Here is a 15,801-nt window from a genome sequence, read left to right on the forward strand (position 1 = left end):
CCGCCTCGGGCGCGACGCGCAGTGTGGGGGCCATGAACCACGTGACCAGAGGAGCGGCCGGGCCGCGTGGCGCCCGCCTGCTCGCCGCGGCAGCGGCCGCTGTCGGCGCGACCGTGCTCGCCGCACCCGCGACCGCCGCCGCGGCGCCGAACCCGGAGGAGCAGCTGCGCTCGACGCTCACCGCGCTGATGGCGAAGGGCCCGTCGGCTGCCGGCGCCTACGTCGTCGATCTCTCCGACGGCCGCGTCGTCTTCGACGACCGCAGCGACAGACCGCGCCTCTCGGCCTCCGTGACCAAGCTGTACACGACCTCGACCGCGCTGATCGAGCTGGGCGAGGACACCAGGCTGACGACGCACGTGCTCGGCGTCGGGCGGCGCAGCGGCGCCACCTGGAGCGGGGACCTCTACCTGCGCGGCTCCGGCGACTTCACCTTCGGCACCGCGGCCTTCGCGCGCAAGGCGTACGGATCGGACGCGAGCGTCGAGCGGCTGGCGGCGCAGCTGCGCCGCTCGGGGCTGCGGCGCGTCACGGGCCGCGTGCTCGGCGACGCATCGCTGTACCGCGACAACGGCGGGACGGAGTTCCCGCTCGTCCTCTGCGCCGATCCGCTGTTCGGCCGCGGCTGCCCGTACGGCGTCGCCGGTGTCTTCGAGCGACCGATCCCGAACGGACCGCGCACGCCGATCGGCTTCAACCGCGGCCTGCGCGACGCGACGAGCGCCGCCCCGCAGCGCCGCCCCGCGACCTTTGCCGCCAGCGGGCTCACGCGCGCGCTGCGCGACGCCGGGATCCGCGTCGACGGGTCCGCCGGCGCCGCGCGCACGCCGTCGCGCGCCCGCACGCTGGCGACGACCAGATCGCCCACCGTCGCACGGCTCGCCGCACTGATCAACAAGCCGTCGGACAACTACGCGGCGGACGCGACGCTGCGGCTGCTCGGCGCTCGCGTCGCCGGCAACGGCTCGCGCGCCGGGGGCGCCCGCGTCGTCTCGCGCACCATCGCGGACACGTTCGGGCTCGCGCCGAGCATCCGCTCGGGCTCCGGCGAGACGCTCGACGATCGCACGTCGCCGCAGCAGCTCGTGGGGCTGCTGACCAAGATGCGCGAGCGGCCCGAGGGCAGAGCCTTCACGCGGTCGCTCTCGCTCGCCGGACGCGACGGCACGCTGCGCCGCTTCGCCGGAACCGTCGCGGAGGGTCGCTGCCAGCTCAAGGACGGCACGCGCGTCGACGCGAAGCAGGCGAACTCGACGCTCAACATCACCGGCTACTGCACGAGCGAGAGCGGGAAGCAGTTCGCCTTCGCGGTGATGATGAACGGGATGCGGATGGAATTCGTCCCGCCGGACAGAATCGAGTCGCCGGCGTACGCGCTCCAGGACGGGATCGTCAAGGCACTGGCCGGCTACGAGGGCGGCGCGCAGGCCGCCGCCACCGCCGCGTCGAAGCGCGACGCGGCGCTGACCAGATCGATCCGCCGGGCGCTCGGCACGACGGCCGCTCCCGGCGCGATCGTCGGCGTCTGGCAGCAGGGCAGAGCGCCCTACGTGCGGAGCTTCGGCGTCCGCAACGCGGCCACGCGCCGCCCGATGCGCAGCGACCTCTACATGCGCATCGGCAGCGTGACGAAGACCTTCACGGTGACGGCGCTCCTGCAGCTCGTCGACCAGGGCAAGGTCGCGCTGGACGATCCGATCTCCAAGTACGTGCCCGGCGTCATCAGCGGTGACACGATCACGCTGCGCCAGCTTGCGGCGATGCGCAGCGGCCTCGTCAACTACAGCGTCGTCCCGTCGTTTGACAGACTGCTGACCGACGAGCCGTACCTGCCGTGGGCCCCGCGGAGGCTGCTGTCGTACGCGATCGGCGAGCCGCTCCTGTTCGCACCTGGAACGGGCTTCAACTACTCGAACACGAACACGATCCTGCTCGGCCTCGTCGTCGAGCAGGTCTCCGGCGAGCGGATCGGCGCGTACATCCGCAGACACATCACGGCGCCGCTGGGGATGCGGCAGACGAGCTTCCCCGCCGGCACCGGGTTCCCGTCGCCCCACGCGCAGGGCTACGCGGACACGACGCCCGACGGGCGCGTCGCGAACGCCACGAGCTGGGACCCGACCTGGACCTGGTCGGCCGGGCAGATGGTCTCGACGCTGCGCGATCTGCGCATCTGGGCGCCGCGGCTCGTCAGCGGCCGCGGGCTGCTGTCGCCGAGAACCCAGCGGCTGCGGCTCGCGTCCGTCGCCGGTGACGCGCCGATCGTCTACGGCCTCGGCATGTTCAACGTCAACGGCTGGCTCGGTCACAACGGCTCGCTGCCCGGCTACCAGACGCTCTCGCTGTACCGCCCGCGGACGAAGACGACGATCGTCGCGCTGATCAACGCCGACATCGCGCGCAGAGGCGTCGCCCCGAGCGAGGCGCTCGGCGAGGCGATCACGCGGGTGATCAGCCCGCGCAACGTCTACCGGCTGTCGGCTTCGCCGACCGGCGACGACGACGACCTCGAGGCGGCGGCGGCCGTCGTCGGCGGCACGCCGGCGTCGCGGGCGCAGTTCCCCGCCTTCTCAGTCGTTGGCACGGGCTGCGGCGGGGCGCTGATCGCGCCCGATCGCGTGCTGACCGCCGCGCACTGCACGACCGCGCTGGAGGAGAGCGACGAGGTGCTCGTCGGCCCGAAGAACGAGCGGCGCACGATCCGCCGGCGGGCGATCCTGCCGCTGCACGTGCGCGAGCTGGCGAAGATGGAGCGCGAGTTCCCGCCGCCCGCGGGCGACCTGATGATCCTGGAGCTGAACCGCCCGGTCCTCGACGTTCCCGTCGCGACGATCGCCACCGCCGCCGACGGCCTCACCCGCGCCGGGACGGCGGCGACCACGATCGGCCGCGGCGCCACCAGATCGGACGGGAGCGGCGCGGGCGTCTTCCGCTCCGCGCTCGTCGACCTCGTCGCGCCCGGCTCGTGCCCCGACCAGCTGCCGACGGCGCTGGAGCGGCGCTGGTCGCTGTGCACGCGCGGCCGCCCGGTCGCGGGGCCCAGAGGCAAGAGGGTGAAGACGTCGGCCTGCGTCGGCGACAGCGGCGGCCCGCTGCTCGCCGGGCCGGCAGAGTCGGCGCGGATCGTCGGCGTCGTCAGCTGGGGCCCGAGCTGCGGCGAGGACGGCGACCCGGAGATCTACGCGAACGCCGTCGAGGGGCGCGACTTCGCGCTCGCGACCAGACCGGCGTGGGCGCCGGCCGTGATCGGCCGCGCGCGCATCACCGGCACCGCCGCGGTCGGCCACACGGTGCGATGCGACGTGCGCTGGCTCGTGAAGCCGACCCGCAAGCTCGACTACGGCTTCACGATCGATGGCTACCAGAAGCAGGAGGGCTCGCGCCCGACCTTCCGCCTCACGAGCGACCACCGCGGCAAGCAGGTCAGCTGCACCGCGGGCGGTGAGACGATCGGCGGGCGCGGCGGAGCACCCGGCCTCGCGCCGCCGCGCGTCGTGCGCTGAGGTACGTCGCAGGAACAGCTCCGCCGGGCCTTCCCGAGTAGATTCCTGTCGATGACCGCTGCCGCCGACGACCTCACCGCCACGTCGATCGAGGCGGCCGCCGCGCTGCTGGCGCCGGTCCTCAAGCGCACGCCGCTGGAGCCGAGCGAGCGGCTCTCCGCGCGGCTCGGGGTGCCGGTGCTGCTCAAGCGCGAGGACATCCAGGTCTGCCGCTCCTACAAGGCGCGCGGCGCCTTCAACCTGATCTCGTCGCTGAGCGAGGCGGAACGCGCCCGCGGCGTCGTCTGCGCCAGCGCCGGCAACCACGGCCAGGGGCTCGCGTTCGCCTGTCGCGAGCTGCGCATCAGGGGGCGCGTCTTCCTGCCGACCAACACGCCGCGGCAGAAGCGCGAGCGGATCGCCGACATCGGCGGTGAGTGGATCGAGCTGGTGATCGCCGGCAGCTCCTACGACGAGGCGAGCGCCGCCGCGCACGCCGACAGCGCGCAGACCGGCGCGATCTACGTCCACCCGTTCGACGACGCGCGCACGATCGCCGGACAGGGCACCGTCGCGCTGGAGCTGGCCGAGCAGGCCGGCGAGCAGGGCGCCGCGATCGACACCGTCGTCGTGCCGGTCGGCGGCGGCGGGCTGATCGCCGGGATCGCGCTGTGGCTCAAGCGCCACCACCCGGCGATCCACGTCGTCGGCGCCGAGCCGGCCGGCGCGGCCAGCATGGGCGCGGCGCTGGCGGCCGGCGGCCCGGTCTCGCTCGCGCGCGTCGACACGTTCGTCGACGGCGCCGCCGTCGGCCGCGTCGGCGAGCAGACCTACCCGCTCGTGCGCGACCTCGTCGACGAGGTCGTGGCGGTGCCGGAGGGCGCGGTCTGCACCGAGATGCTGGAGCTGTACCAGTCGGAGGGCGTGATCGCCGAGCCGGCCGGGGCGCTCGCGAGCGCCGCGGCGAAGAGCTTCCTGCGCCGTCCGCCGCAGGGTCCGGTCGCCTGCGTCGTCTCCGGCGGCAACAACGACGTCTCGCGCTACGGCGACGTGCTCGAACGCTCGATGGTGCACGAGGGACTGCGCCACTACTTCCTCGTCACCTTCCCGCAGGAGCCGGGCGCGCTGCGTCACTTCCTCGACGAGGTGCTGGCGCAGGGCGAGGACATCGTCGTCTTCGAGTACGTCAAGAAGAACAACCGCGAGACCGGGCCGGCGCTCGTCGGCATCGAGCTGGAGCGCGCGCTCGACCTGCCCGCGCTGCTGCAGCGGATGGAGCAGAGCCCGCTGCAGATCGAGCAGGTCCCGCCCGGCTCGCCGATCTTCACCTTCCTGCTGTGAGCGGGCCGTCGGCGATCGTCGTCGGAGCGGGCGCGCTCGGCGTCGCGACCGCCGACGCGCTCGCGCGGCGCGGCTGGGCGGTGACGGTGCTCGAGCGCTACGCGCCCGCGAACGCGCGCGGCAGCTCCGGCGACCGCACGCGGCTGCTGCGGCTCGGCCACGGCGAGTGGGACGAGGCGACCGACCTCTGGTACGTCCGCTCGGCCGCGCGCGGGATCGCGCTGTGGCAGGAGCTGGCGGAGGAGGAGTCGGCGGACCTCCTGCAGCGGACGGGGCTCGCCTGGTTCGCGCGTTCGCACGACGGGATCGAGGCGACGGTGCAGCGGCGGCTGGAGCAGGTCGGCGCCGCCTGCGAGCGGCTCGCGCCCGACGCCGCGCGCGAGCTGTTCGAGGACGTCGAGACCGGCGACCTCGCCTTCGTCCTGCACGAGCCGGAGGCGTACGTGATCCGCGCCGGGGCGGCGGTCGAGACGCTGCTGCGGCGGGCGCGCCGCCACGGCGCGCGGCTGCTGCTCGACGATGCCCGCCCCGACGGCCCCGGCCGCGCGCGGCTCGCCTCCGGCGGCGTCTTGGAAGCCGATCACGTCGTGTGGGCGTGCGGCGCCTGGCTCGGCGCGCTGCTGCCCGGCGACGCGCCGGTGCGGCCGGCGTGGCAGGACGTGCTGCACTGGAACGGCGCGCCGGCGTGGCGCGGCGGGCCGGCCTGGATCGACGCCGGCGAGGAGGGCGGGATGGGGACGTACGGCTTCCCCGACGTCGACGGCCTCGGCGTCAAGGCGGTCACGCACGTGCCGGGCCCGGCGTTCGACCTCGACCACGACGAGCGGATCCCGCGCGCGCGGTCGATCGCGGAGCTGAGCGCCTACGTCGGCCACCGCTTCCCGGCGCTGCGCGACAGCGGCCTGCTGTGGGCGCGCGTGCTGCCGTACGAGATGACGCCCGACGGCCACTTCGTCGCCGGGCCGTCACGCGAGCTGGAGCGCCACTGGGTGCTCGGCGGCGGCTCGGGCCACGCCTTCAAGCACGCGCCGGCGCTCGGGGAGCACGTCGCCGGCCTGTTGGAGGGGAGCGCGGCGGTCGTCCCGTTCCACGCGCCCGGCCCGCGCGGTCCGCACCCGCCCGGGCGCTGAGCGGCGCCGGCGCTACTCCGCGCGCTGCTCGATCCAGCCGCGCAGCGACTCCGGCAGCGCCGGCGCGTTGAGCGTCCGCTTCAGCAGCGTCTCGTCGAGCAGCAGCGCATCGGCGACGAGCCGGATCGTGACGTCGTGGTCGGGCCGCTGCTCGACCGCGATCGCGTCGCCGGCGCCGATCTCGCCCTCCTCGACGATCCGCAGGTAGGCGCCCGGCCGCGACGCCTGCGCGAACCGCTTCAGCATCTTCGGGTCGTCGAAGCGCAGGCCGAGCTTGAAGCAGGGGATGCGCGGCTGGCAGACCTCCAGCAGCGTCGTGCCGATCCGCCAGCGCTCGCCGATCACGGCGTTCGTGCAGTCGATCCCGCGCGTCGTCAGGTTCTCGCCGAACAGCTCGCCGGCGGGGATCTCGCGCTCCAGCTCCCGCGCCCACCAGTCGCCGTCCTCGCGCGCATAGGCGTAGACGGCCTTGTCGGGACCGCCGTGGACGCGCCAGTCGGCCTGGCGGTCGCCGGCGACGTTGACGCCCTCGACGCGCACGCGGCCGTCGACCGGCCGCTTGCGGATCGCGCTGCCGACCGGCTGGCCCTTGCGCGTGCCGATCGGCGCCGGCTGACCGACGTTGACGGAGAGCAGCTCACCCATCTGATGAGCGTAGCCGCCGCGGCTCGCGCGCCCGCGCGCCGGGCCGGGGCGCGCGGGCGACGGAGCGTGCGTCAGGCGGCCGGCAGCGCCAGCGCGTGCCCGCTGACGATCAGCCCCTCCGGGTCGACCTCGCGCTTGAGCGCCAGCAGCCGCGCGTGCGTCGCGCCGTCGAACAGGTCGGCGCTGTCGCCGCCGGGACGGTCGGCGAAGTTGAGGTAGCCGGTCGGCGCCTGCCACGGCGCGACCGCCTCCACGACGGCGTCGAGCCGCTCCTGCACCGCCTGCGCGACCTCGGGGCCGGCGGGGATGCCGACGCCGTAGAGCGCGAAGGCGGCATCGAGCGCGCCGAGCGCGCCGCTGCCGGGCGCGCGCCGCCCCAGCGCGCCGCCGAGCTGACGCAGCTCGCAGCTCAGCAGCGGGCTGCCGGAATCGGCGCCGGCGACCGCCACGAGCGCGTCGATCGCCGCGTCGGGCAGCTCGCGCAGCAGCGCGTGGTGGCCGACGCCGGGCACCGGCTGCTCCGGGTCGCCGTGGACGAACGCGAGGTCGGGCGCGCGCAGCGGTCCCACTCTGTTCGCCAGCGGCGGCGGGGTCGCGGCCAGCAGCGGCGCGACCAGCTCGGCGCCGCTCGCCGCGTCGCCGGCGACGACGAGGCCGACGTCGACGATCGGCACGTTGCGCAGCGGCTCCGGCACCTGCGGGAAGGGCGGCAGTCTGAGCAGGCGGACCGTCGTGCTGACGGAGTCGGGCAGCGTCGCCGCCCACTCGCGGTAGGCGCGCATGACCGCGGTCGCGTGCTCGCCGGGCCAGAAGATCCCGCCGCCGTACGCCTCCGCCAGCGGGAACAGCTCGAACTCCAGCGCGGTCACGACGCCGAAGCTGCCGCCGCCGCCGCGCAGCGCCCAGAACAGCTCCGGCTCCTGCTCGGCGGTCGCGCGGCGCAGACGGCCGTCCGCGGTCACCAGCTCGATCGCGGTGACCGCCTCCGACGCCAGCCCGTGCTGGCGCGCGAGCCAGCCGAGCCCGCCGCCGAGCGTGTAGCCGGCGACGCCGACCGTGCCGGAGGAGCCGTGCAGCGCGGCGAGGTCGTGCTCACCGGCGAGCCGCGCCACCGGCTCCCAGGCCGCGCCGGCCTCGACGCGTGCGCGGCGCGCGGCCGCGTCGACCTCGACGTGGGTCATCCGTGTCGTGCGCAGCAGCAGCGTGTCGTCGAGCGGGCCGAGTGCGCCGGCGCCGTGGCCGATCCCCTGCGGCGCGACGCGCAGCCCGGCGCGGCGGGCGCAGCCGACCGCCGCGATCACGTCGTCAGGGCCGGTGGCGTGCAGGACGGCGGCGGGATGCTGGTCGGCGGCGAGGTTCCACGCCTGCCGCGCGGCGTCCCACTCCGGCTCGCCGGGGAGCGCGACCGGGCCGCGCACGGCGGCGCGCAGCGCCGCGGGGTCGAAGGATGCGGTGGTCATGCGGCGGCCTCCTCGGTCCAGCTCGCCGGCAGCTTGCGGGTCGCGATCGCGACGCGGTTCCAGAAGTTGATCGCCGCGATCGCGATCACGAGGTGCGCCAGCTCGGTGTCGTCGAACTGCGCCGCGGCGGCTTCCCAGACGTCGTCGGGGACGCGCGTCTCGCCAACGTGCGTGACCGAGTCGGTCAGCGCCAGCGCGGCGCGTTCGCGCGCGTCGAAGTACGGGCTCTCGTCCCACGAGGCGACCTGCGACAGCCGCTGCTCGGACTCGCCGGCGGCGCGCGCGTCGGTCCAGTGCATGTCGATGCAGAAGGCGCAGCCGTTGACGATCGAGGCGCGCAGCTTCACCAGCTCTCTGATCGTCGGGTCCAGCTCGATCCGCTGCTCCAGCCGGACCATCGCGGCGACGGGGCCGCCGGCGAGGGCCATCGAGTCGATGCGGGGTGTGGTGTTCGTGTGCGTGCTCATGCCTGCTTGACGACGCTCCCCTCAGGTCTGTGACATGCGAGCACGATCGCAGGCACGACGGCCGCCAGCGCCAGCAGCAGCGGCCAGCGGAAGGCGCTCGCGAAGTCGGCCGCGGCACGGCCGTCGCCGAGCGCGACGGCCGCGAGCGCGACGCCAAGCGAGCTGCCGAGCCGCTGCACGATCGTCAGCAGCGCGGTCGCGCGCGCGACCCGGGCCCGCTCCAGCGTGCGGTAGGCGGCCGTCATCGCCGGCATCATCGTCGCGCCCATGCCGGCGCCGAACAGCAGCAGCGCAGCGGCGAGCGCGAGGTCGGGGGTGGTGGCCGTGATCCGCGTCAGCGCCGCGAGCCCGAGGACGAACGGCAGCAGTCCGGCGAGCACGACGCGGCCGGCGCCGATGCGATCGGCGAGACGGCCGGTGAGCGCCAGCGTCAGCGCGGCCGCCGCGCCCTGCGGCAGCAGCAGCAGACCGGTCGCGAAGGCGCTCTCGCCGCGCGCGAGCTGGAACAGCAGCGGCAGCAGGAAGAGCGCGCCGAGGAAGGCGCCGCCGAGCAGCAGCAGCGCGACCGCGGCGGCCGCGACCGAGCGCTCGCGCAGCAGCCGCAGGTCGAGCAGCGCGCCGTCGCGGCGCAGCGCGTGGCGGGCGAAGGCGGCGAGCAGCAGTGCGCCCGCGAGCAGGGGCAGCAGCGCGGTGGCGTGGTCTGTGAGCGCGCCAGCGTTCGCGCCCGGCGCGTCGCGGCCTGAACCGACCCGCGCCAGCCCGTAGACGAGCGCGGCGAGGCCGGGCGACAGCAGCGCCAGCCCGGCCCAGTCGAGCCGCTGCCGCGGCGCCGGCGCCGGGTCGCGCGGCAGCAGCCGCGCCGCCAGCAGCAGCACGACGACGCCGGCGGGGACGTTGACGAGGAAGATCCAGCGCCACGAGACGGCGTCGAGCAGGCCGCCGCCGAGCAGCGGCCCGAGCATCGGCGCGATCAGCATCGGCACGCCGATCGCGCTCATCGTGCGCGCCATCCGCCGCGGCCCGGCGGTCTGCCCGATCAGCGTGATCCCGGCTGGCAGGATCAGCCCGCCGCCGAGCCCCTGCACGACGCGGAAGGCGATCAGCGACTCGGCCGACCAGGCGGCGCCGCAGAGCGCCGAGCCGGCGCTGAAGAGCGCGACGGCGGCGAGGAAGAGGCGGCGCGAGCCGAAGCGGTCGGCGGCCCAGCCGCTGAGCGGGATCGTCGTCGCGAGCGCGAGCAGGTAGCCGGTCGCGACCCACTGGATCGTCGCCAGTGGCGCGTCCAGCTCGCGCGCGAGCGCGTCGATCGCGACGTTGACCACGGTCGTGTCGAGGATCGAGAGGAGCGCGCCGAGCACGACGACGGTCGCGATGGCGGGCAGGGTGGGCGCGCCAGGTGGCTCGCCCTCGCCCTCAGTTGCGGTTGCGGGGAGGGCTCTGGCTGGCACGCCGTACACCGTATCGTTAACCGATACAGCGTACGGCGGATACCCTGCGGCGGTGCCGAACCGCGCCTCAGAGCTGGACTGGGAGGAGTCCGAGCCGGCCGCCGCCGGGGCGCTCACGCGCGCTCGCGTCGTCGCCACGGCGGTCGCGATCGCCGACGCCGAGGGGCTCGACGCCGTCTCGATCCGGCGCGTCGCGACCGCGCTGAGCGCGCGCCCGATGAGCCTCTACACGCACATCGCCTCCAAGGACGACCTCGTCGCGCTGATGCTCAACGAGGTCAGCGGCGAGCTGCTGCTGCAGGGCCCGCTGCCCGACGACTGGCGCGCTGCGCTGCGGGCGATCGCGCGCCAGTCGTACGCCGCCTACCTCGCCCACCCGTGGATGCTGCACGCCTACGGCCGCGCGCCGCGCGTCGGCCCGAACCTGCTGCGCCGCGCCGAGCAGTCGGCCGCTGCCGTCGCCGGGCTCGGCGCCGACCCCGCTGACGCCTGGACCGCGCTCACGCTCGTCCACGAGTGGACGATGGGCCACGCGCTCCACACGGTCACGCTGCGGGAGGAGGGGCAGTTGGAAGCGCAGTTGCGCGCCGCCGGTCCCGGCAGCTTCCCGCGCATGACGCAGGTCTTCCCCGCCGGTCACCAGCGGCCCCGCGGCGACACCTTCGAGCTGGCGCTCGACACCCTGCTCGACGGGATCGAGGAGCGCTTCCTGGCGCGCTGACGCGCGCGGCCCGCGCGCTCGCCGATGAGTTCCGGCGCCCGCGGGCGTCTTGACCTCCATGACGCAGACGCATGCCCACGGCATCGCGCTCGCCGGCCGGCGCCTCTTCGCGCTTGACGGAGGGCGCCGCCAAGCCCATCCACCCACTCGCGGAAGGAACACCATGTTCGAGCACACGAGAGCGTTCAGCGGCTTCTCCGTCGACGACGTCGACGCCGCGCGGAAGTTCTACGGCGAGACGCTCGGCCTGCGCGTGAGCGACGGCGAGATGGGGATCCTGACGCTGCACATCGCAGGCGACCGCGACACGATCGTCTACCCGAAGGCCGACCACGTCCCGGCGACCTTCACGATCCTCAACTTCCCCGTTGACGACATCGAGGCAGCGGTCGCGGGCCTGACCGCCCGCGGCGTCCAGTTCGAGCGCTACGAGGGCAGCGAGCTGGAGACCGACGCGCAGGGCATCTTCCGCGGCGGCGGTCCGCTGATCGCCTGGTTCAAGGATCCGGCCGGCAACGTCCTGTCGGTGCTGGAGGCGAGATGAGCGCACCGGCCGCCACGCCCGACACCACCGCCGCCGTGGGCGATCCGCGCCGCTGGGCCGCGCTCTACGTGCTCTGCACCGGGATGCTGATGATCGTCCTCGACGCGACCGTCGTGAATGTCGCGCTGCCGTCGATCCAGGACGACCTCGGCTTCACGCAGTCGGGCCTCGCGTGGGTCGTCAACGCCTACCTGATCGCGTTCGGAGCGTTGATGCTGCTGGCCGGCCGCGTCGGCGACATGATCGGGCGCAAGCGCGTCTTCATGGCCGGGCTGCTCGTGTTCACCGGCGCCTCGCTGCTGTGCGGCGTCTCGCAGTCCTCCGGGATGCTCGTCGCCGCCCGCTTCGTGCAGGGCGCCGGTGGCGCGATGACCTCCGCCGTGATCCTCGGGATGATCGTGACGATGTTCCCGCAGCCGCGCGAGCAGGCGAGAGCGATCGGCATCTACGCCTTCGTCGCGTCGGCCGGCGGCGCCGTCGGCCTGCTCGCCGGCGGGCTGCTGACCGAGGCGATCTCGTGGCACTGGATCTTCTTCGTCAACGTGCCGATCGCGGTCGTGACGGCGACGCTCGCCGCGCGCCTGCTGCACGACGACGAGGGGATCGGCCTCGGCGCCGGCGCCGACGCGCTCGGCGCGCTGCTGATCACGAGCGCGCTGATGGCCGCCGTCTACACGATCGTCGGACCGGCCGCCGAGGACGGCTGGGGCGCGACGACGACGCTGCTGCTCGGTGCGCTGTCGCTGGCGCTGCTGGCCGGCTTCGTCGCCCGTGAGGCGACCGCGCGCACGCCGCTGATCCCGCTGCGGATCTTCCGCTCACGCAACGTCTCCGGCGCCAACGCCGTGCAGGTGCTGGCGGTCGCCGGGATGATGAGCACCTTCTTCCTTGGCTCGCTCTACCTCGAGCGCGTGCTCGGCTACGACCCGCTCGAGATCGGGCTCGCCTTCCTGCCGACGACGATCGTGATGGCGGCGCTGTCGATCCGCTACTCCGAGCGGCTCGTGACGCGCTTCGGCGCACGCGCGACGCTGCTGCCGGGGCTGGTGCTGATCGCGCTGGCGCTGCTGCTGTTCGGCCGCGCGCCGGTCGACGGTCAGTTCGTCGTCGACGTGCTGCCCGTGACGGTGCTGCTCGGCACCGGCGCCGGGCTCTGCTTCCCAGCGCTGATGAACCTCGCGATGTCGGGCGCCACGCCGCAGGACGCCGGGCTCGCCTCGGGGCTGGTCAACACGACCGCGCAGGTCGGCGGCGCGCTCGGGCTGGCGGTGCTGGCGACGCTGTCGGCGACCCGCACCGACACGCTCAGAGCGGCCGGTGAGTCGACCGCGGCGGCGCTGACCGGCGGCTACCACCTCGCCTTCCTCGTCGCCGCGGGGCTGACGATCGCCGCGCTCGCCGTCGCGCTCGCCGTGCTGCGCGACGGGCCGAGCGCGGGAGCCGCGGTCGAGACGGAGCTGGAGTCGGCGTCGGAGGGCGAGCCGGCGTCGGTCCCCGCGGCGGTGTGACGGCGGCGCGCTCGTGCTGACGCGGCCCGCTTGGCATCGCCGCCGAGCGGGCAGTCGTCGTGGCATGGCGCACAACGAGATCGACGTCGAAGCTCCGCCGCAGGCGGTCTTCGCCGTGCTGGCCGACCCGCGCTCCTATGCGCGCTGGGTCGTCGGCTCGCGCAAGATCCGCCGTGCCGACCCCGATTGGCCGGCGCGCGGCAGCGCCTTCGACCACGAGGTCGGGATCGGGCCGCTGACGCTGAAGGACTCCTCCGAGGCAGTTGAGAGCGACCCGCCGCGGCTGCTGAGACTGCGCGTGATGACGCGGCCGCTCGCGGTCGCGTGGGTGACGCTGCGGATCCACCCCAGCGGCGGCGGCGCGCGCGTCGAGATGGACGAGGTCGCCGCCGACACGCGCAGCCGGCTCTTCTTCAATCCGCTCACCGACCCGCTGATCAAGCTGCGCAACGCCGAGTCGCTGAGACGGTTGAAGGCGCTCGCGGAGAGACGCGAGCCGCTGCCCGACGGGCCGCTGCCGCCGCGCGGCAGCGCGGCCGAGGGCGACGTGCAGGGCAGCAGCGCGCCAGCTTCACCGTCGTAGCGGGCGTCGGGCAGCCCCGCTAGCGGGAGAGCGGGCGGGCGCCGAGCGTCCGCCACGGCCGCAGGCGCCTGTCGCGCAGCAGCGCGCGCGCCGCGCCGCGGCCGCTCATGCCGTGCACCGCGCCGCCGGGATGGGTCGAGGCGCCGGCGACGTAGAGGCCGCTGAGCGGCGCGCGGTAGCGGCAGAGGCGCGGGTCCGGCCGGAAGAGGAGCTGCTGGTCCAGCTCGTAGGAGCCGCCGCCGAGATCGCCGTCGACGAGGCTCGGGTTCTCGCGCTCGGTCTGCGCCGGGGAGCGCGCCGCGCGCGCCAGCACGACGTCGGCGAAGCCGGGCGCGAACCGCTCCAGCTGCGCCTCGATCAGCTCCGTCACCTGCTCGTCGGAGGCGTCGAGCCGCGACGGCACGTGGCCGTAGACGTAGAGCGTGTGGGCGCCTGCGGGCGCGCGCGTGGGGTCGAGCAGCGACTGCTGGCCGACGACCAGCGCCGGGCGCCGCGGCAGCTCGCCGCGAGTCGCCGCCTGCGCGGCGGCCGACAGCTCCTCCAGCGCGCCGGCGACGTGCACGACCGCGGCGGCGCGCGGTTCCTCGGCCGCCCACGGGACCGGTGCCGAGAGCGCGTAGTCGAGCTTGAACGGCGCCGTCCCGGAGCGCCAGCGGTGCAGGCGCCGGTGGAGGCGGCCGGGCAGCGCGCCGGGCGGCAGCAGCCGCGCGAGCACGCGCGCGTTCACGGTCGTGACGACGGCGCCGGCCTCGACGTGCTCGCCGCTCTCCAGCAGCACGCCCGTCACGCGGCCGCGGCAGACGAGCAGCGATCTGACTGGCGCGTCGCAGCGGATCGTCGCGCCCTCGCGCTCGGCGCGGCGCACGAGCGCGGCGCTCAGCTCGCCCATCCCGCCGCGCGGCAGCGGCCAGCCGTGGCTGTGGCCGAGCAGCTGCAGGAGGAAGCCGAAGGCGCCGCTGACGGTCGTCGAGGGCGGCAGGCCGGAGTGCTGCGCCGAGCCCGACAGCCACGCGGTCGCGCGGCGGTCGCCGTCGAACAGGTCGAGCCCGAGCGCCTCGACGGAGCCGAGCAGCCGCCGCGTCCATTCGACGAGGTCACGGTTGAGGCCGGCGCCGACGCGCGCGCCCGCGACCACGGGCGGCAGCGGCGACAGCACGCTCTCCACCAGCGGCGTCGCGAGCGGCAGCATCGTTCTCATCGCGGCGCGCCAGCCGGCGGCGGCGCGATCGGCGCGGCGCTCGCCGCCGCGCGCGAGCGAGTCGAGCGTCGCCTCGACGTCGCGGTGCAGCGCGATCGCGCGGCCGTCCTCGAACGGGTGCGCGAGCACCGTCGGCGGGTCGATCCACTCGAGCCCGTCGGCCTCCAGCTCCAGCTCGCCGATCGCCGGTGAGGCGGCCGCCATCGGCACGAACGCCGCGCAGTGGTCGTGCACGAAGCCCGGCAGCGTCGCCGCCGTCGAGGTCGACGCCCCGCCGGGGTGCGGCGCGTGCTCGAGCACCGTCACGTCGAGGCCGTGGGCCGCGAGCTGGATCGCGGCGACGAGGCCGTTGTGGCCGGCGCCGATCACGAGCACGCGGCTCACCTCGCGCCTACTTCTTCGCGTCCACAGCGCGCTGGAGCTGCTGCTTGTCCATCTTCGAGCGGCCCTCGACGCCGAGCCTTCTCGCCTCCTCGTAGAGCTGGTCGCGCGTGCGTCCGCGCGGCCGTCTCGTGCCCGAGCGCAGGCCGCCGCGGCGTCCTGAGGAGATGTCGCTCGTCGAGCTGCGCGAGCGTCTTCTCGACTCGCCGCTGCGTGCCCGCTCCTTGTTGACGGTGCGGGCCGCGATCTCCTCGGCGCGTCTCTCGCTCTTGCCCTGGTCCTTGACGGACTCCTTGACGTGCTCGTACTGACGCGCGCGCTTGCTGCCTCTTCTGACACCTCTTGGTGGCATCGGCCTCACCTCGCTGGTGACACGTGGATGGGGTTCGTCGGATCGCTACCCGCGATCCCCGCCCACTACGCTGAGGGTATGAGCATCGACGCCACGCAGCGGTCGGCGCGGTTCGATCCCGCGTCGTTCGAGCGCTTCCGCTTCACCGGCCGCGAGCTGAGCGACGACGGCGTCGTCACGCTCGGCTACGCGCTCGACGAGCGGATCGAGTTCAGCGAGACCTTCACGCTGCCGCTGCCTGAGGGGAGGCGCGTCAGCGCCGCCGACCGCGCGCGCGTCGACGGGCTGCTGTCGCTGCTGCACTGGGTCGCGGGCGTCTCGTACTTCAAGACCGCGGTGCCGCCGGCGGTCGTGATCGAAGGCGCCGCGCCCGGGCCTGACGCCGCCGCGCTGCTGGAGGCGCTCTACTCCGAGGGGCTCGGCGAGTTCGCCTTCACGAACAGGCTGCCGGCGCTGCCGCGGCCGGTCTTCCCGCGGGCCGCGGGCGCTGCGGGCGCTGGCGCTGGCGCGACGGGCGGCGCGGGCGCGGCCGACGCCGCCG

At 75.0% G+C, this 15,801-nt stretch carries 13 protein-coding genes and 1 pseudogene; 8 read left to right on the forward strand and 6 right to left on the reverse strand.

Annotated elements, in window-relative coordinates; all coding sequences use genetic code 11:
* Positions 1 to 32: 32 nt before the first annotated feature.
* The 3 genes from R7226_RS17775 to R7226_RS17785 are packed head-to-tail and all read left to right on the forward strand — an operon-like array spanning position 33 to position 5,953.
* Entirely contained in the window at positions 33 to 3,503 is a 3,471-nt protein-coding gene (locus tag R7226_RS17775) for a serine hydrolase (RefSeq protein ID WP_318598580.1), read from the forward strand.
* A 51-nt stretch (positions 3,504 to 3,554) separates the two neighbouring features.
* Positions 3,555 to 4,823, forward strand: a complete 1,269-nt coding sequence (gene ilvA, locus R7226_RS17780; RefSeq protein WP_318598581.1) for a threonine ammonia-lyase IlvA — start codon at positions 3,555 to 3,557, stop codon at positions 4,821 to 4,823.
* The gene (locus R7226_RS17785; protein ID WP_318598582.1) at positions 4,820 to 5,953 is read left to right on the forward strand and encodes an NAD(P)/FAD-dependent oxidoreductase; all 1,134 of its coding nucleotides are present in this window, start codon (positions 4,820 to 4,822) and stop codon (positions 5,951 to 5,953) included. Before ilvA ends, R7226_RS17785 begins: the two co-directional genes overlap by 4 nt.
* A 12-nt stretch (positions 5,954 to 5,965) precedes the next feature.
* On the opposite strand, the gene R7226_RS17790 is transcribed toward R7226_RS17785, so the two are convergent.
* From R7226_RS17790 to R7226_RS17805, 4 genes are all read right to left on the reverse strand, one after another.
* Positions 5,966 to 6,598 carry an MOSC domain-containing protein gene (locus R7226_RS17790; protein ID WP_318598583.1) on the reverse strand — a complete coding sequence of 211 codons (633 nt, stop codon included), beginning with the start codon at positions 6,596 to 6,598 and terminating at the stop codon, positions 5,966 to 5,968.
* A gap of 71 nt (positions 6,599 to 6,669) precedes the next feature.
* Entirely contained in the window at positions 6,670 to 8,058 is a 1,389-nt protein-coding gene (locus tag R7226_RS17795) for an FAD-binding oxidoreductase (RefSeq protein WP_318598584.1), read from the reverse strand.
* On the reverse strand, positions 8,055 to 8,525 hold the full coding sequence (locus tag R7226_RS17800) for a carboxymuconolactone decarboxylase family protein (RefSeq protein WP_318598585.1): 471 nt from the start codon (positions 8,523 to 8,525) through the stop codon (positions 8,055 to 8,057). Before R7226_RS17800 ends, R7226_RS17795 begins: the two co-directional genes overlap by 4 nt.
* Complete coding sequence (locus tag R7226_RS17805; protein ID WP_318598586.1) at positions 8,522 to 9,973, reverse strand: DHA2 family efflux MFS transporter permease subunit; 1,452 nt, start codon at positions 9,971 to 9,973, stop codon at positions 8,522 to 8,524. The genes R7226_RS17800 and R7226_RS17805 overlap by 4 nt, the downstream gene beginning before the upstream one ends.
* A gap of 52 nt (positions 9,974 to 10,025) precedes the next feature.
* Between R7226_RS17805 and R7226_RS17810 the strand changes: the two genes are divergently transcribed.
* The 4 genes from R7226_RS17810 to R7226_RS17825 all read left to right on the forward strand — a co-directional run bounded on the left by R7226_RS17810 (position 10,026) and on the right by R7226_RS17825 (position 13,329).
* Positions 10,026 to 10,694, forward strand: a complete 669-nt coding sequence (locus R7226_RS17810) for a TetR/AcrR family transcriptional regulator (protein ID WP_318598587.1) — start codon at positions 10,026 to 10,028, stop codon at positions 10,692 to 10,694.
* A gap of 163 nt (positions 10,695 to 10,857) precedes the next feature.
* Positions 10,858 to 11,238 (forward strand): VOC family protein, encoded by a 381-nt coding sequence (locus tag R7226_RS17815; protein ID WP_318598588.1) that lies wholly within the window; start codon positions 10,858 to 10,860, stop codon positions 11,236 to 11,238.
* Positions 11,235 to 12,746 (forward strand): MFS transporter, encoded by a 1,512-nt coding sequence (locus R7226_RS17820; RefSeq protein WP_318598589.1) that lies wholly within the window; start codon positions 11,235 to 11,237, stop codon positions 12,744 to 12,746. The genes R7226_RS17815 and R7226_RS17820 overlap by 4 nt, the downstream gene beginning before the upstream one ends.
* 64 nt (positions 12,747 to 12,810) lie before the next feature.
* A complete protein-coding gene (locus tag R7226_RS17825) occupies positions 12,811 to 13,329 on the forward strand; it encodes an SRPBCC family protein (RefSeq protein WP_318598590.1) in 519 nt (172 codons plus the stop codon).
* A gap of 19 nt (positions 13,330 to 13,348) precedes the next feature.
* On the opposite strand, the gene R7226_RS17830 is transcribed toward R7226_RS17825, so the two are convergent.
* The gene (locus tag R7226_RS17830) at positions 13,349 to 14,911 is read right to left on the reverse strand and encodes a phytoene desaturase family protein (RefSeq protein ID WP_318598591.1); all 1,563 of its coding nucleotides are present in this window, start codon (positions 14,909 to 14,911) and stop codon (positions 13,349 to 13,351) included.
* A gap of 7 nt (positions 14,912 to 14,918) precedes the next feature.
* A complete protein-coding gene (locus tag R7226_RS17835) occupies positions 14,919 to 15,260 on the reverse strand; it encodes a hypothetical protein (protein WP_318598592.1) in 342 nt (113 codons plus the stop codon).
* Between the two features lie 78 nt (positions 15,261 to 15,338).
* Between R7226_RS17835 and R7226_RS17840 the strand changes: the two are divergent.
* Positions 15,339 to 15,801: pseudogene (locus tag R7226_RS17840) on the forward strand (hypothetical protein); the annotation flags it as partial.

This window comes from Conexibacter stalactiti (assembly GCF_033542075.1).
In the GTDB taxonomy this organism is placed as follows: Bacteria; Actinomycetota; Thermoleophilia; order Solirubrobacterales; family Solirubrobacteraceae; genus Conexibacter; species Conexibacter stalactiti.